A 15,900-nucleotide genomic window follows, 5' to 3' on the forward strand; every position below is an offset into this window, starting at 1 on the left:
CCGGCGGTGAGGAAGAAGCCCACGGCGTTGTGCCCGTACCACCACTGGACCATGGCGTCGGTGGCGCCGGCGTACAGCGAGTAGGACTTGGTGAAGGTCACCGGCAGCTCGAGGTTGTTCACCACGTGGAGCATGGCGACGGTGAGGATGAACCCGCCGAAGAACCAGTTGCCCACATAGATGTGCTTGACCTTGCGCTTGACCAGGGTGCCGAAGAACACCACCGCGTAGGCGACCCAGACCACCGTGATCAGGATGTCGATCGGCCACTCCAGCTCGGCGTACTCCTTGGACGAGGTGTAGCCCAGCGGCAGGCTGATGGCGGCCAGCAGGATCACCAGTTGCCAGCCCCAGAAGGTGAAGGAGGCGAGGGTGTCGGAGAACAGTCGCACCTGGCAGGTGCGCTGCACCGCGTAGTAGCTGGTGGCGAACAGCGCGCAACCGCCGAAGGCGAAGATCACCGCGTTGGTGTGCAGCGGGCGCAGGCGGCCGAAGCTCGTCCACGGCAAGCCGAAGTTCAGGTCGGGCCATACCAACTGGGCGGCGATCAGGACACCGACGGTCATGCCGACGATGCCCCAGACCACGGTCATGATGGCGAATTGGCGGACCACCTTGTAGTTATAGGCGGACTCTGGGTTAGTGGTGCTCATGCTATGGGCTTCCATCCACGGTTATACGCTATGGCTTTTCCGGCAGTTGGGATGCCGGGCGTCCCCCCATTGGGGCTGGTCTAATTGGCGTAATTAGCGAGAGGAAGCATGGATAATGGGCCGTTATGAAATATTGATCGGGATCAATTGGCTTCCCGACCCCCACTGCATACGAGGTGTGGCAAGTTGTCGCTGAAATGGAACCGCCCGGCCGGCTCGCTGTCGGCCACCCTGATTCTCGCCCATGGTGCCGGGGCGCCGATGGACAGCCCGTTCATGGAGCGCATCGCCGAACTGCTCGCGGCCCAGGGCATCGCCGTCGCGCGCTTCGAGTTTCCCTACATGGCCCAGCGCCGCGAGGACGGCCGCAAGCGTCCGCCGAATCCGCAGGCGCAGTTGCTCGACTGCTGGCGGCGGGTCCATGCGCAGGTCCGCGAGACCCTGGACGGGCCCTTGGCCCTGGGCGGCAAGTCGATGGGCGGGCGCATGGCCAGCCTGCTGGCCGACGAGCTGGGCGCGGATGCCCTGGTCTGCCTCGGCTACCCGTTCTACGCCGCCGGCAAGCCGGAGAAGCCGCGGGTCGCGCACCTCGCCGGGCTGCGCACGCCGACCCTGATCGTCCAGGGCGAGCGCGACGCCCTGGGCAACCGCGAGGCGGTGGGGGGATATGCGCTGGCGCCGACGATCCGCCTGCACTGGCTGGCCGCGGCGGACCACGACCTCAAGCCGCTGAAGGCCTCCGGCCTGACCCACGAGCAGCACCTGGCGGCAACGGCGCGGGAGGTGGCCGGCTTCCTTCGCGGGCTCCAGGGCCATTAACGGTTCCTTAAGGCATCCCCTCATAAGCTGCGGCGCAACCACCCTCGCATCGAGGCGTGGGCGACTGACTTCTCTGAGGGGGGAAGACATGAACATGCATGCCGACGGTGAGCAGATCACCGCTATCGATACCCGCGAACGCATCCTGCTGACGGGGGCCACCGGCTTTCTCGGCGGTTCGGTCGCCGCCCAGCTGATCGCCGCCGGGCACGGCGCCAACCTGTCCTTCCTGGTCCGCGCCGAGTCCCGCCAGCAGGGGCTCGAACGCCTGCGCGGCAACCTGCTGATGCATGGCGTCGACGAAGCCGACTGCCTGGCACTGCGGGCGGAGCAGATCCTCTGCGGCGATTTCCTCGACACCTCCTGGCTGGCCCGCGAGACGCCGCGCCTGATGCAGGTGGAGCGGGTGATCAATTGCGCCGCCGTAGCGTCGTTCTCGAAGAACCCGACCATCTGGCCGGTCAACGTCGACGGCACTTTCGCCTTCGCCGACGTGCTGAGCCGTTCGAAGCGACTGAAGCGTTTCCTCCACGTCGGTACCGCGATGTGCTGCGGACCGCAGCGAGAGTCGCCGATCAGCGAGTCCTGGGAATTCCCGGCGGCGGAGCAGCAACTGGTGGACTACACCGCGTCCAAGGCGGAAATCGAGCGGCGTATGCGCGAGGAACTGCCGGGCCTGCCCCTGGTGGTGGCGCGGCCATCCATCGTGGTGGGCCACCGTACCCTTGGCTGCCAGGCCTCCGGCAGCATCTTCTGGGTCTTCCGCATGGGCTTCGCCCTGGAAAGCTTCACCTGCGGCCTGGACGAGCAGATCGACGTGATCCCGGTCGACTACTGCGCCGAGGCGCTGATCGGCCTGGCGCTGAAGCCGTGCCTGGGGCACAGCCTCTACCATATCTCCGCCGGCCATCGCGCGGCCTGCACCTTCGGCGAGATCGACGAGGCCTTCGCCCGCGCCAACGGGGCGGCGCCGGTAGGCGAGCGCTACCGCAAGGTGGAGGTGGACGACCTCAAGGAACTGGCGAAGAGCTTCGAGTCGCGCATCGGCCCGGCCAATCCGCGTCTGGTCCTGCGCGCGTTGCGCTTGTACAGCGGCTTTGCCGACCTCAACTACCTGTTCGACAACAGCCGTCTGCTTGAGGAGGGGATCTCCGCGCCACCGCGCTTCACCGACTACCTCGACGTCTGCGTGCAGTCGTCCAGCGCGGTGAGCATCCCGGCGCAGATGCAATGGGACTTCAAGTGACGGCAGGCGCGGGGAGCTTCCTCCCCGCGGCCTGATCTCAGCGGTTGAAGCGCTCGACCAGGGAATACTGGCTCTGCGCGGTGGTGGTCAGTTCCTCGCTCAGTTTCGCCGTGCGCAGCGCCTCGTCGGAGGTCTGCTCGGCCAGGGCGGCGATGGTGCTGATGTTGCGGTTGATTTCCTCGGCCACCGCGCTCTGTTCTTCCGCGGCGGCGGCGATCTGGGTGGTCATCTCGGTGATGTTGCTGACCGCCTCGCTGATGCCGACCAGCGCGCTGTCGGCTTCCAGCACCCGCTGGACCCCTGCTTCGGCCTGCTGCAGGCCGCTCTCCATGGTATGCACCGCATCGTTGGCGGTGTTCTGCAACTTGGCGATCAGATGGTGGATCTGCTCGGTGGAGGCCGCGGTGCGTTGCGCCAGCGAGCGCACTTCGTCGGCTACCACGGCGAAGCCGCGCCCCTGGTCGCCGGCCCGCGCCGCCTCGATGGCGGCGTTGAGGGCGAGCAGGTTGGTCTGGTCGGCGATGCCCTTGATCACATCGACCACACCGCCGATCTCGTTGCTGTCCTGGGCCAGGCGACTCACCGCGGCCCCGGTCTCGCCCACCGACTCCGACAGGCGCTGGATGGCGTTGCGCGTCTCCGCGGCGATGTCGCGGCCGCGCGAGGTCAGTTCGTTGGCCTTCTGTGTGGCGTCGGCGGTCAACTGGACATTGTTCGCCACTTCCTGGGTGGTGGCGGCCATCTCGTTGACCGCGGTGGCCACCTGTTCGGTCTCTGCGCGCTGCTGTTCCAGACCGGCGGAGCTGTGGTGGGCCAGGGTGTCGGCCTGGCGCGCCTGTTCGGTGAGGTATTCGGCGGTGTCCTGCAGGCGCGTCAGGCAGGTCTTCAGACGCGCGTCCTGGCTGAGGATGGCCATTTCCAGGCGCGCCTGGTCGCCGCGGCTGTCGGTGTACATCTGCGCGATCAGCGGGTCGGAGGTGGTCTGTTCGGCGAGCCGCATCAGGCGCTTCAGCCCGCGCTTCTGCCAGCGCAGTCCGGCCAGGCCGAGCGGAACGGCGAGCAGGCCGGCGAGGATGAAGCCCCACCAGGAGTTCAGCCAGATACCGATGAGGAAGCCGATCTGGCTGATCAGGATGAACGGCAGCCAATCGAGCAGTACCGGCAGCCAGCGGTCGCGCCGGGGGATCGCCGGCTTGCCGGCGCCGAGGCGACGGTAGAGGGCCTCGGCGCGCTGGATCTGTTCGGCGGTCGGCTTGACCCGCACCGACTCGTAGCCGACCACCGCGCCCTGGTCGTAGATCGGCGTGACATAGGCGCTGACCCAGTAGTGGTCGCCGTTCTTGCAGCGGTTCTTGACGATCCCCATCCACGGGCGGCCGGCTTTGAGGGTGGTCCACATGTGGGCGAACACCGCCGGCGGGACGTCGGGGTGACGGATCAGATTGTGCGGCGCGGACATCAGCTCCTCGCGACTGAAGCCGCTGATGTCGATGAAGGCTTCATTGCAGTAGGTAATGATGCCTTTGAGATTGGTGGTGGTGATCAGGCGTTGCTCCGCCGGATAGACGCGCTCGTGCTGGGTGATCGGTTGATTGTTGCGCATGGGCCTTCCAAAACAAGTGAAGCATTTACCTCTGCATCGGCGAAAACGCCTTTCACATGAGGGATTTGTGAATGCTTTCACGAGGAAAAACAGATAGCTATTGACCCAAAGCATGAGAACCGACCACGTGGTCGGATAGATGGCGGATTCGCTGATGGAGGTCAATACGTTACGGTTTCGTGTCATTCCCGGCGGCGCGCATGGGCTGGGGAGGGGCCTGGCGGATAAGCGCGAGGCGGCCATTCGCCGGTACTGCGGGGTATCGGCGGATGACGCAGGGGCGTTGTTCGCCCTGCGAAGCGCCCGCCGCCCCGGGCGCCGGAATGAAAAAGGGGTGGCCGAAGCCACCCCTCCGCGCGTACCGCCGCTGCCTCAGAGCATGCTGCGCAGCACGTAGTGGAGGATGCCGCCGGCCTTGAAGTACTCGACCTCGTTGAGGGTGTCGATGCGGCAAAGGACCTTGAAGCTGTCCTGGCTGCCGTCCTCGCGGGTCACTTCCACGCTGAGCGGCATGTGCGGCTTGAGTTCGCCGCCGAGGCCGCGGATGTTCAGCACCTCCTTGCCGGTCAGCTTCAGGCTCTTGCGGTCCTGGCCGTTCTCGAACTGCAACGGCAGCACGCCCATGCCGACCAGGTTGGAGCGGTGGATGCGCTCGAAGCTCTCCGCGATCACCGCCTTCACGCCCAGCAGGTTGGTACCCTTGGCCGCCCAGTCGCGCGACGAGCCGGTGCCGTATTCCTTGCCGGCGACGATCACCAGCGGGGTGCCGTCCTGCTGGTAGCGCATGGCCGCGTCGTAGATCGCCAGTTTCTCGCCGCTGGGCACGTACAGGGTATTGCCGCCTTCCTCGCCGCCGAGCATCTCGTTCTTGATGCGGATGTTGGCGAAGGTGCCGCGCATCATCACCTCATGGTTGCCGCGACGGGAGCCGTAGGAGTTGAAGTCCTTCGGTTCCACGCCGTGCTCGCGCAGGTAGCGGCCGGCCGGGCTGTCGGCCTTGATGTTGCCGGCGGGGGAGATGTGGTCGGTGGTCACCGAGTCGCCCAGCACCGCCAGCACCCGCGCCTGCTCGACGTCGGCGATGGCCGGCGGCGCCTCGGCGATGTGTTCGAAGAAGGGTGGATGCTGGATGTAGGTGGAGTCGGCCTGCCACTCGTAGGTGTCCGACTGCGGCACCTGGATCGCCTGCCATTTCTCGTCGCCGGCGAAGACCTCGGCGTACTCCTTGTGGAACATCTCGGTGTCGACCTTCTGGATCGCCTCGGCGATTTCCTTCTGGCTCGGCCAGATGTCCTTCAGGTAGACCGGCTGGCCGTCCTTGCCGGTGCCCAGCGGTTCCTCGCTGAGGTTGATCCGCACGCTGCCGGCCAGGGCGTAGGCCACCACCAGCGGCGGCGAGGCCAGCCAGTTGGTCTTCACCAACGGGTGCACGCGGCCTTCGAAGTTGCGGTTGCCGGAGAGTACCGAGGCGACGGTCAGGTCGGCCTGCTGGATGGCTTTCTCGATCGGCTCCAGCAGCGGGCCGGAGTTGCCGATGCAGGTGGTGCAGCCGTAGCCGACCAGGTCGAAGCCGAGTTCGTCGAGGTAGCGGGTCAGGCCGGCGGCCTTGAAGTAGTCGGTGACCACCTTGGAGCCCGGCGCCAGCGAACTCTTCACCCAGGGCTTGCGTTGCAGGCCTTTCTCCACCGCCTTCTTCGCCAGCAGGCCGGCGGCCATCATCACGCTGGGGTTGGAGGTGTTGGTGCAGGAGGTGATGGCGGCGATCACCACCGCGCCGTTCTTCAGGCGGTGGGTCTGGCCGTCGTGCTGGTAGTCGATCTCGCCGAAGGCGGCGTTGGCGCCGACCGCGGTGCCGCCGCCGCCCTCGCTGAGCAGGCGGCCTTCTTCGGTGCTGGAGGGATGCAGTTGCAGGCCGAGGAACTCGTTGAAGGCGCTGGCGACGTTCTGCAGGGCCACGCGGTCCTGCGGGCGCTTCGGTCCGGCCAGACTGGCCTCGACTTCGCCCATGTCCAGGTGCAGGGTGTCGGTGAACACCGGCTCGTGGCCCTTCTCGCGCCACAGGCCCTGTTCCTTGCTATAGGCCTCGACCAGCTTGACCGTGCTTTCCGGACGCCCGGACAGGCGCAGGTAGCCGAGGGTGATCTCGTCCACCGGGAAGAAGCCGCAGGTGGCGCCGTATTCCGGGGCCATGTTGGCGATGGTGGCGCGGTCCGCCAGGGGCAGGTCGGCCAGGCCGTCGCCGTAGAACTCGACGAATTTCCCCACCACGCCCTTCTTGCGCAGCATCTGCGTGACGGTCAGCACCAGGTCGGTGGCGGTGATGCCCTCGCGCAGCTTGCCGGTGAGCTTGAAGCCGATGACCTCGGGGATCAGCATCGATACCGGCTGGCCGAGCATGGCGGCTTCCGCCTCGATGCCGCCGACGCCCCAGCCGAGCACGCCGAGGCCGTTGATCATGGTGGTGTGGGAGTCGGTGCCGACCAGGGTGTCGGGGAAGGCGTAGGTCCTGCCATCCTCGTCCTTGGTCCAGACCGTGCGGCCCAGGTACTCCAGGTTGACCTGGTGGCAGATGCCGGTGCCCGGCGGTACCACGCTGAAGTTGTCGAAGGCGTTCTGGCCCCAGCGCAGGAAGGCGTAGCGTTCGCCGTTGCGCTGCATCTCGATCTCGACGTTCTGTTCGAAGGCCGATTCGCTGGCGAACTTGTCGACCATCACCGAGTGGTCGATGACCAGGTCCACCGGCGACAGCGGGTTGATCTTCTGCGGGTCGCCGCCGGCCTTGGCCATGGCCGCGCGCATGGCGGCCAGGTCGACCACCGCGGGCACCCCGGTGAAGTCCTGCATCAGGACCCGCGCCGGGCGGTACTGGATCTCGCGGTCGGAACGGCGCTCCCTGAGCCAGCCGGCGAGGGCCTTGAGGTCGTCGCCGGTGACGGTGCTGCCGTCCTCCCAGCGCAGGAGGTTTTCCAGCAGGACCTTCAGCGACATCGGCAACTTGCCGAGATCGCCCAGGGTCCGGGCGGCTTCCGGGAGGCTGTAGTAGTGGTAGGTCTTGCCGTCCACAGCGAGACTGCGAAGGGTTTTCAGGCTGTCCAAAGCAGGCATTTCTGATTTCCTCACGGCGGGCCCGGGGGCGGCGGGCCTGGCCTCGTCCTGACGCCAGGCCCGTCGTCGAGCCGATAGTGCCTGGCTTCGCCCGGGACCCGCGGCGTCCGCGGACGCCAGGGTGCCGTTACCTCGGTAATGCGCGGTGGCCCGATCCCATCGGTACCGGCCGCTGGCGAGAGTCAGACTTTGGGATAGCGTTGTTCGAAACCTTCAAGCTAGACCGGCTCGAGGGCTCCTGCCATATACACTGGACCGACGAACGGTCGCTGCAGTTCCCTTGAGGCATGCCCGGCACTATAGTGCGCGGCCAAGGAGACAACCCCATGAATACCCTGTTGATGCACTGCCGGCCAGGCTTCGAAGGTGAAGTCTGCGCCGAAATCGCCGAGCATGCAGCCACTCTCGAGATTCCCGGCTACGCCAAGAGCAAGCCGGCCAGCGCCCACGTCGAGTTCGTCTGCCAGGACGCCGACGGCGCCGAGCGCCTGATGCGCCGCCTGCGTTTCGCCGACTTGATCTTCCCGCGCCAGTGGGCGCGCGGACCCGGCTTCATCGAATTGCCGGAAAGCCAGCGCATCGAGGTGCTGCTGGCGGAACTGGCGAGTTATCCGGTCTGCGGCAGCCTCTGGCTGGAGGTGCTGGACACCAATGCCGGCAAGGAGGTCTCGACCTTCTGCCGCAAGTTCGAGAAACCGCTGCGCGCCGCGCTGGTGAAGGCCGGGCGGTTGCAGGAGGACCCGGCGCTGCCGCGCCTGCTGCTGACCTTCCGCTCCGGCCGGGAAGTCTTCGTCGGCCTCGCCGAGCCGCGCAACAGCGCGCTCTGGCCGATGGGCATCCCGCGCCTGAAGTTTCCCCGCGAGGCGCCGAGCCGTTCGACGCTGAAGCTGGAGGAAGCCTGGCACCAGTTCATCCCGCGCAGCGAATGGGACAAGCGCCTGGCGCCGGACATGCTCGCCGTGGACCTCGGTGCGGCGCCGGGCGGCTGGACCTGGCAACTGGTTAACCGGGAGATGCGGGTGACCGCCGTGGACAACGGGCCGATGGCGGAGAACCTGATGTATTCCGGGCTGGTCGACCACCAGAAGGTCGACGGCTACCAGTACCGCCCGCGCCAGCGGGTCGACTGGATGGTCTGCGACATCGTCGAGAAGCCGGCACGCACCGGTGCGTTGATCGAGACCTGGATCGGCGAAGGGCTTTGCCGCGAGGCGGTGGTCAACCTCAAGCTGCCGATGAAGCAGCGCTACGCCGAGGTGCGCAAGATCCTCCAGCGCCTGCGCGAGAGCTTCGACGCGCGCGGCCTGAAGGTAGCGATCGGCTGCAAGCAGCTGTATCACGACCGCGAGGAAGTGACCTGCCATCTACGCCGCCTCGAACGCTGAGGGGCGGCGGCATTCCGGCCGGGGACAGGTGACCGGCCGCGCCGCATGCGCGACAATGCGCGGATTCTGTTGCGGAGTTTCCCGATGACCCATTCTGTCGACGCCATTCTCGACGCCACCGGCCTGAACTGTCCCGAGCCGGTGATGATGCTGCACAACAAGGTCCGCGACCTGGCGCCCGGCGGCCTGCTCAAGGTGATCGCCACCGATCCCTCGACCCGCCGCGACATCCCCAAGTTCTGCGTGTTCCTCGGTCACGAGCTGGTCGAGCAGCAGGAAGAGGCGGGCACCTATCTCTACTGGATCCGCAAGAAGGCCGACTAGGCCTTCCGCGGACCCCGCCATCCCACGCGCTTCAGCGCAGCTTCTCCATGAGCTGGTAGTACCACATCCCGGCGGCCAGCATCGGATTGCCGAAGAGGTCGCCCAGCGGCACCTTGAGGTGCTTGCAACGGGCGAAGGTGTCGAACTGCTCCAGGCTCCCGCTCATCGCCTTGGCCATGATCTCGCCCATGATGTGGCTGGTGGCCACGCCATGCCCCGAGTAGCCCTGGCAGTACCAGACGTTGTCGGAGAGCTTGCCGAGCTGGGGGATCCGGTTCATCACGATGCCCATGGCGCAGCTCCACTGGAACTCGATCTCCACGCCCTTCAGGCGCGGGAAGGTGCGCTCGATGCATGGCCGCAGCTCGGCGGCGATGTCCCGCGAGTCGCGGCCCGAGTAGTTGGCGCCGCCGCCGAACAGCAGGCGGCCGTCGGCGGTGGGGCGGTAGTAATCGAGGACGAAGCGGCAATCGTAGACCGCCAGCCCCTGCGGGTTGATCTCCCGTGCCAGCTCGCCCAGCGGGCGGGTGGTGACGATTCCGCCCATGGCCGGGAAGATCATGCCCTTGAGCTGCCTGCGTTCGAGCTTGTGGTAGACATCGCCGGCAAGCAGGATCTGCTGCGCCTCGATCCTTCCCTCGCGGGTGATCACCGCCGGCCGCGGGCCGTGGACGATATCCAGGACCTCGGAATGTTCGAAGATCAGCGCGCCGAGGCCGGCCGCCGCCCTGGCCTCGCCGATGCACAGGTTGAGCGGGTGCAGGTGCATGTTGCGGGTGTTCTTCAGCGCGCCGCAGTACAGCTCGGTCTCCAGGTGGGCCTGGACGCCGGCCTTGTCCAGCAGGAGCACCTGGTCGCCCATGCCGCGGCGCACCGCCTCCTCGTAGGAGGCCTGCAGCTCGCCCATGTGGCTGGCCTTCATCGCCGCGTGCAGGTGGCCATGGCGGAGGTCGCAGGCGATGCCGTACTTCTCCACCCGCTGGCGGATGATCTCGTGGCCGCGCCAGCGCAGGTGCCAGATGAAGTCCTCGACCTCGGCGCCCAGCCACTGGCGCATCTGCTTGTGCATCGCCGCGTCGCCGGACAGGCTGCCGGTGACCTGGCCGCCGTTGCGCCCGCTGGCGCCCCAGCCGATGCGATGGGTCTCGACCAGGGCCACCTTGTAGCCACGCTCGGCCAGTTCGACCGCCGTGGCGACGCCGGTGAAGCCGCCGCCGATGATGGCGATGTCGACCGTCACCGCGCCCAGCAGGGTCGGATAGTCGGTTTCCTCGTTGAGCGTGGCGGCGTAGTAGGACGGCGCGCGTTCCGCGGCCGGACGGGGATGGATTGCTGCGTTCATCGGGTATTCCTTGTTCCAGTGCGGCGCGTCCTGCCGGCGCGCCGCCGTATGCGGGCGGGTCCGGGGTGGCTCAGGCCTGGGTCAGGTACCAGCGCCAGTCCTGCTCGCCGACCTCGCCCATGAATTGCCGGTATTCCGCGCGCTTCACCGCCAGGTAGACGCCGAGGAACGGCTCGCCGAAGGCTTCCCGCGCCCACTCGGAGCCTTGCAGGGCGTCGAGGGCGGTCAGCCAGTCGGTGGGCAGGCGCTTGCCGGCCTGGGCGTAGCCATTGCCCTCCACCGGCGCGCCCGGATCGATGCCTTCGCGGATGCCGCGGTGGACCCCGGCGAGAAGCGCCGCGGCGGCCAGGTAGGGGTTGGCGTCGGCGCCGCAGATGCGGTGCTCGATATGCCGACTGGAGGCCGGGCCGCCCGGCACGCGCAGGCTCACGGTGCGGTTGTCGACGCCCCAGGTCTGCGCCAGCGGCGCGTAGCTGTTGGCCTGGAAGCGCCGGTAGGAGTTGGCGTTGGGACAGAACAGCAGGAGCGAGTCGAGCAGGCTGGCGAGCATGCCGCCGACCGCCTGGCGCAGCAACGGCGTGCCGGCGGGGTCGTCGCTGGTGAACAGGTTGTGGCCTTGTTCGTCGGCCAGGCTGACGTGCAGGTGCATGCCGGTGCCGGCCAGGTCGTCGAACGGCTTGGCCATGAAACAGGCGAGCATTCCGTGCTTGTGCGCGACGCCCTTGACCAGGCGCTTGTAGCGGATCGCCTGGTCCATGGCGACTAGGGCGTCACCGTGGTCGAGGGTGATTTCCACCTGGCCCGGGGCGTATTCCGAGATCGCCGTGCGTGCCGGCAGGCCCTGTGCCTTGCAGGCGGCATAGAGGTCGGCGAGGAACGGCTCGATCTGCTCCAGTTCGCGCAGGCCGTAGACCTGGGTCGCCCGCGGGCGGCCGCCATCGGCGTCGCGAGCCGGTTGCGGGCGGCCGTTGGCGTCGCGCTGACGGTCGAGCAGGTAGAACTCCAGCTCGGCGGCCATCACCGGGTGATAGCCCTCGCTCTTCAGCGCGTCGATGGTGCGCACCAGGAGGTGGCGCGGATCGGCGACGCTGGCGGGCAGGCCCTCGCTCGGGTGCATGCTGACCTGCACCGCCGCCGTCGGGATCTGCCGCCAGGGCAGGCGCACCAGGCTGCCGGACAGGGGGTAGGCGCGGCAGTCGATGTCGCCGACGTCCCAGACCAGGCCGGAGTCCTCGACATCCTCGCCGTTCATCGTCAGCCCCAGGATGGTGCTCGGCAGCGGCCGGCCGCTGCGGTAGACGGCCAGCAGTTCGTCGCGGTGCAGCAGCTTGCCGCGCGGCACGCCATTGGCGTCGAGGATGAACAGTTCGAAGAGTTCGATATCGGGATTGGCGGCCAGGAAATCCTGGGCTTCTTGTTCGCAGGCGAAGTTCATGGGGCTCTCTTGTCGGTCTTGTCCGGTAGCGTCGCGACGCTCGCAGCGGCGCTCCGGCGACGGCAGCGTCGCGGAACGGCATGCAAGCGGCAGGCCGGCCCCGCCGTTGCGCGGGGCCGGAGGGAAATCAGGCGTGACGAGCGTCCGGCGGACGCGCGTGGCGGCAATGCCAGAGCGCCCAGAAGGCCAGTTCGAGAGGGAGGGCGAGCGGCTCCAGTTCCAGCCAGCGGCTGTGCTTGCGGGGTAGACGCGCGGGCGTTCCGGCCGGGTTGGCGGAAGGCTGGTAGGGCAGGGTGCGCGTCGTCGGTAGGTGCATGAAGGAAAACTGGGCCAGGGGTTGGAACAGCCTCGCACAGGCTGACGGGTGAATTAAATGCGCTTTTTACGACCTTTGCTTGAGCGAAATCGAAACCGAAGGAAAAAGAAGGGCACCCCCGAGTGGGCTGAAGAGGCGCCCGGAAAGCGGCTCAACCCTTGTCGGCCTTGCCCGCGGCGGCGGCGAACCTGGCCAGGCGTACGTCGAGATGACGCGGGCGCCGTCCGACGTCTTCGGCGCGCTCCTTGCGGCGGATCGCGTTGCGCACCATCAGCGAACCGACATAGCGGATCGGCTCCGGCGGGAAGCGACCGAGCGGTCCCTGGGTCAGCGGCGAACGGGTCCAGGGATTGTCCAGGCCGAGCGCCAGCGAAGAAAGGATCTGCCCGCCCATGTGGCATGGGCCGACGCCGCTGCCGGAGTAGCCGAAGCCGTAGAACACATTGTCGCGGCCGTCGAGCCGGCCGAAGAACGGCAGGCCGGTCACCGAGCGATCCGATGGACCGTTCCAGCTGGCCTCGATGGCGACCTCGGCGAACTCGGGGAAGAACTCCCGCAAACTGCCGCGTAGTTGCCCGAGATACGGTGAGGGGCGGTCGAACACCGGCAGCATGCGTCCGCCGTAGGCGAAGGTGTTGCCGCCCTTGCCGAGCATCAGCCGGCCGTCCGGGGTGTTGTGGTAGTAATGCACGAAGATCCGCGAGTCGAGCACGCTGACCCCGCTGGTCAGGCCGATCTCCTGCAGCAGGTCCGGTCGTGGCTCGGTGATGAGCATGTCGCTGGAGACGATCGCCACGCTGCGTTCGAATTGCGGGAAGGCCCTCGCCATCCAGGCGTTCAGCGCCAGCACCACGCGGTCGGCGACGACCCGCCCGTGGGGGGTGACCACTTCCGCCGGGCGGCCGTGCTCCAGTCCTCGCATCGGCGTACCTTCGTACAGGCGTACCCCCAGTTGCAGGGCGACCCGGCGCAGGCCGCGAACCAGCTTGCCTGGCTGCACCGTCGCGGCAGCCGGCGAGAACCAGCCTTCCAGGTGCCGGCGCGAGCCGGCCAGGCGTTGCACGTCGGCCAGCGGGCGCTTGACGAAGGAGTTGATGCCATGGCGTTCCAGGGCGGCGATCACGCTGTCGGTGCTGCCGACCTGGGCCGGGTTGGTGGCGGTATAGAGGGTGCCGTCCAGCCGGTAGTCGGCCTCGACGTCGTAGCGCTGGCAGAAGGCGCCGATGGCCCGGATGCTGTCCTCGGAGGCCTTGACCAGGCGGATCGCCTCGGTGAGCCCGAACAGCCGTTCCAGGGTGAAGAACTTGGCCGACCAGGACAGCGCGCAGCCGCCGTTGCGGCCGCTGGCGCCGGCGCCGCAGAGGTCGGCCTCGACCAGCACCACGTCGAGCCCGGGATTGTGCTCCTTGAGCATGATGGCGGTCCACAGGCCGGTGTAGCCGCCGCCGACGATGCACAGGTCGGCGCGGGTATCGCCGGCCAGCGGCGGGCAGGGGGCCGCATGTTCGGAGCGTAGGGCCTGGTCCAGCCAGAAGGGTCGGAAGGTCATGGCTGTGCTCTCACTGCGGACGGGCGGCGACGACGATCATTTCCACCCGCCAGCGCGGGTCGATCAGCTCGGCCAGGCTGCAGGCGCGGGTCGGCGCCCGGCCTTCGGGAAACCACTGGTCCCAGACCTGGTTGAGACCGGCGTAGTCCTCGCGGTGGGCGAGCAGGATGCGTACCGAGAGCACCTGGCCGCGGTCGCTGCCGACGCTCTGGAGCAGCCGGTCGATGTTCTCCAGGACCTGGCGGGTCTGGTCCTGGATGTCACCGCTGGGATCGTCGGCGACCTGGCCGCCGATGTAGAGGGTGTTGCCGTGCAGGGCCATTTCGGCCCGGCGTTTGACGACTTCGAAGCGTTCGATATGCATGAGGGTTTCCCTGGCTTGAAAAGACGCTGGTGGCGCGGCGGGCGCGCCGGAGTCAGGAGCGGATCGGGCGGAAGTCCCCCAGGCTGGGGATGTTCCTGTGGCCTTTCACAACACCGTCGGGTCGGCTGTTCCAGTGCGGGAGGAGCACCGCGGTGGCGATCAGGGCGGCGACGGTGAAGCCGATGAACACCGTGTAGGTGTCGAAATAGCCGGGCAGCAGGCCACCGAGGATCGCGCCCACCGAACCGCAGCCATTGACGAAGCCGGAGGCGGTGCCGGCGGCCTCGCCGGTGCCGAAGTCGATGGCGGCGGAGCCGCAGATCATCGAGTCCGGGCCGTACAGGGTCAGTCCCATCATGAACAGCAGGCCGACCACTATCGGAATGCTGCCGGTGGTCATCGCCGGGACGAACAGCGCCAGGCAGACGGTCAGCGCCAGCAGGCTGATCACGCAGGCCGGCATGCGCCGTGCGCCGAACAGCTTGTCCGAGGCGAAGCCGATCAGGATCGGGCCGAGCAGGCCGGCTACCTCGAAGGCGGTGGGAACGATCGCCGCGCCGACCTTGCCGAGCGCCGGCATGCGTTCGTAGACGATCACCGGTCCCCACAGGAGGATCGCGTAGCGCGCCGGCTTGAGCAGGAAGTAGGCCAGGCCGAGGCAGAGCACCGTGCGGTTGCGCACCACCTTGGCGAGTACCTGCAGGCTGCCGCCGTTGCCGCCTTCCGGCCTGAAGCCGGCATAGCGCACGGCCTCGCTCGCGACCTGCGGTTCGACGGGTGGATGGCCGACGTCCTCCGGGCGGTTGCGCTGCAACAACAGGAACAGCAGGGCCACGCCGCCGACCACCGCGGCGCTGGAGTAGAACGCCGCGTGCCAGGTACCGAACACGCTGTACGCCCACCAGCCGGCGAACGGCGAGGCGACCAGTCCGCCGAAGGCGTAGCAGGTGCTCCACAGGCCGAGCACCCGACCGCGTTCGTGGGTGGCGAAGAAACTGCCGATGTTCTTGCACAGCCCCGACCAGCCGGTGGACTGCGCCAGTCCCTGGACCACCATGCAAGTGGCGAAGATCGGCAGGGTGGCGAAGGTGCCCATGACCACCGCGGCCAGTGCGGAGATCAGCAGGCCGCCGAACACCACGATGCGCGGGCCGAAGCGGTCGGCCAGCACGCCCCAGGTGAACTGGCCGACGGCATAGGCGGCGAGGTAGATGGCGTCGAGATCGGCCATCGCCATCTTGTCCAACTGGAAGCCCGGATCTTCGGCGATGCCGAGCTTGGCGACGGAAAAGGCCTTGCGGGTGAAATAGAAGGCGGCGTAGGCCAGCCAGGTGATCGCGAATATCTGCAGGCGCCAGCGCTGGAAGCTGGACACGGGAGAGGACGGCAGCGCCGTCCCGGGACGTTGATTCATGGTTCTGACCTCGATCTTGTTATCGGTGCCGGCAGGTGTGAGGGGAACACGCCTTGTTGTTGTTCTGATGAGCACTTCCGCACCGCCATGTCGCGGTGCTTGGTCAGAGGGATCTGGAGTCGGCTTCACCTCCTGGGTAAGGGTTGCGGATGCCCAGGCAGGGGCTGGCTGCCGAGGCGCTGGCGCGCTGTGGTGAAGCGATGGAAACAATTCCGGATAAATAAATGAAATCGATTTATCAAATTTTAAATATAAGTTTTACTTGTTTGTCCGTAGGCCTGGCGCGGCGTGGGTCGAGGAAGTTGACCGAACGGTCATCCCCGTGTGCGCCGCCCATGGCGCGGA

General features: G+C 67.4%; 13 protein-coding genes. 4 read left to right on the forward strand and 9 right to left on the reverse strand.

Annotation, left to right across the window (positions count from 1 at the left end):
• On the reverse strand, window positions 1-653 hold a 653-nt coding region (locus tag HMPREF2924_RS09475; RefSeq protein WP_171949107.1), incomplete at its 3' end, for a cbb3-type cytochrome c oxidase subunit I.
• Between the two features lie 186 nt (window positions 654-839).
• Between HMPREF2924_RS09475 and HMPREF2924_RS09480 the strand changes: the two genes are divergently transcribed.
• Together HMPREF2924_RS09480 and cprA are read left to right on the forward strand one after the other, a co-directional pair.
• Window positions 840-1,472 carry an alpha/beta hydrolase family protein gene (locus HMPREF2924_RS09480; protein WP_003132953.1) on the forward strand — a complete coding sequence of 211 codons (633 nt, stop codon included), beginning with the start codon at window positions 840-842 and terminating at the stop codon, window positions 1,470-1,472.
• Between the two features lie 88 nt (window positions 1,473-1,560).
• Entirely contained in the window at window positions 1,561-2,718 is a 1,158-nt protein-coding gene (gene cprA / locus HMPREF2924_RS09485) for a cationic peptide resistance protein CprA (protein WP_003087328.1), read from the forward strand.
• A gap of 37 nt (window positions 2,719-2,755) precedes the next feature.
• On the opposite strand, the gene HMPREF2924_RS09490 is transcribed toward cprA, so the two are convergent.
• Together HMPREF2924_RS09490 and acnA are read right to left on the reverse strand one after the other, a co-directional pair.
• Entirely contained in the window at window positions 2,756-4,321 is a 1,566-nt protein-coding gene (locus HMPREF2924_RS09490; RefSeq protein ID WP_003087330.1) for a methyl-accepting chemotaxis protein, read from the reverse strand.
• Window positions 4,322-4,693: 372 nt separating this feature from the next.
• Entirely contained in the window at window positions 4,694-7,426 is a 2,733-nt protein-coding gene (gene acnA / locus HMPREF2924_RS09495) for an aconitate hydratase AcnA (RefSeq protein WP_003132952.1), read from the reverse strand.
• Window positions 7,427-7,752: 326 nt separating this feature from the next.
• Here acnA and rlmM point away from each other — a divergent pair, with 326 nt between their 5' ends.
• Window positions 7,753-8,811, forward strand: coding sequence for a 23S rRNA (cytidine(2498)-2'-O)-methyltransferase RlmM (gene rlmM, locus HMPREF2924_RS09500; RefSeq protein WP_003087345.1), 1,059 nt, complete (start codon window positions 7,753-7,755; stop codon window positions 8,809-8,811).
• Window positions 8,812-8,895: 84 nt separating this feature from the next.
• Window positions 8,896-9,135, forward strand: coding sequence for a sulfurtransferase TusA (tusA, locus tag HMPREF2924_RS09505; protein WP_003105999.1), 240 nt, complete (start codon window positions 8,896-8,898; stop codon window positions 9,133-9,135).
• A 31-nt stretch (window positions 9,136-9,166) separates the two neighbouring features.
• Here tusA and HMPREF2924_RS09510 read toward each other — a convergent pair whose 3' ends face one another.
• From HMPREF2924_RS09510 to HMPREF2924_RS09530, 6 genes are all read right to left on the reverse strand, one after another.
• Window positions 9,167-10,477 (reverse strand): NAD(P)/FAD-dependent oxidoreductase, encoded by a 1,311-nt coding sequence (locus HMPREF2924_RS09510; RefSeq protein WP_003132950.1) that lies wholly within the window; start codon window positions 10,475-10,477, stop codon window positions 9,167-9,169.
• 70 nt (window positions 10,478-10,547) lie between these two features.
• Complete coding sequence (locus tag HMPREF2924_RS09515; RefSeq protein ID WP_023094784.1) at window positions 10,548-11,912, reverse strand: glutamine synthetase family protein; 1,365 nt, start codon at window positions 11,910-11,912, stop codon at window positions 10,548-10,550.
• A 127-nt stretch (window positions 11,913-12,039) separates the two neighbouring features.
• Window positions 12,040-12,228, reverse strand: a complete 189-nt coding sequence (locus HMPREF2924_RS34185; RefSeq protein ID WP_011666714.1) for a hypothetical protein — start codon at window positions 12,226-12,228, stop codon at window positions 12,040-12,042.
• A 151-nt stretch (window positions 12,229-12,379) separates the two neighbouring features.
• Window positions 12,380-13,777, reverse strand: a complete 1,398-nt coding sequence (locus tag HMPREF2924_RS09520; RefSeq protein WP_003132943.1) for an FAD-dependent oxidoreductase — start codon at window positions 13,775-13,777, stop codon at window positions 12,380-12,382.
• Window positions 13,778-13,787: 10 nt separating this feature from the next.
• Window positions 13,788-14,141, reverse strand: coding sequence for a RidA family protein (locus HMPREF2924_RS09525; protein WP_003087359.1), 354 nt, complete (start codon window positions 14,139-14,141; stop codon window positions 13,788-13,790).
• A 52-nt stretch (window positions 14,142-14,193) separates the two neighbouring features.
• Window positions 14,194-15,555 (reverse strand): MFS transporter, encoded by a 1,362-nt coding sequence (locus HMPREF2924_RS09530; protein ID WP_003132942.1) that lies wholly within the window; start codon window positions 15,553-15,555, stop codon window positions 14,194-14,196.
• Window positions 15,556-15,900: the final 345 nt, after the last annotated feature.

The sequence above is a fragment of the Pseudomonas sp. HMSC063H08 genome, assembly GCF_001813645.1.
GTDB classification, from domain to species: Bacteria; Pseudomonadota; Gammaproteobacteria; order Pseudomonadales; family Pseudomonadaceae; genus Pseudomonas; species Pseudomonas aeruginosa.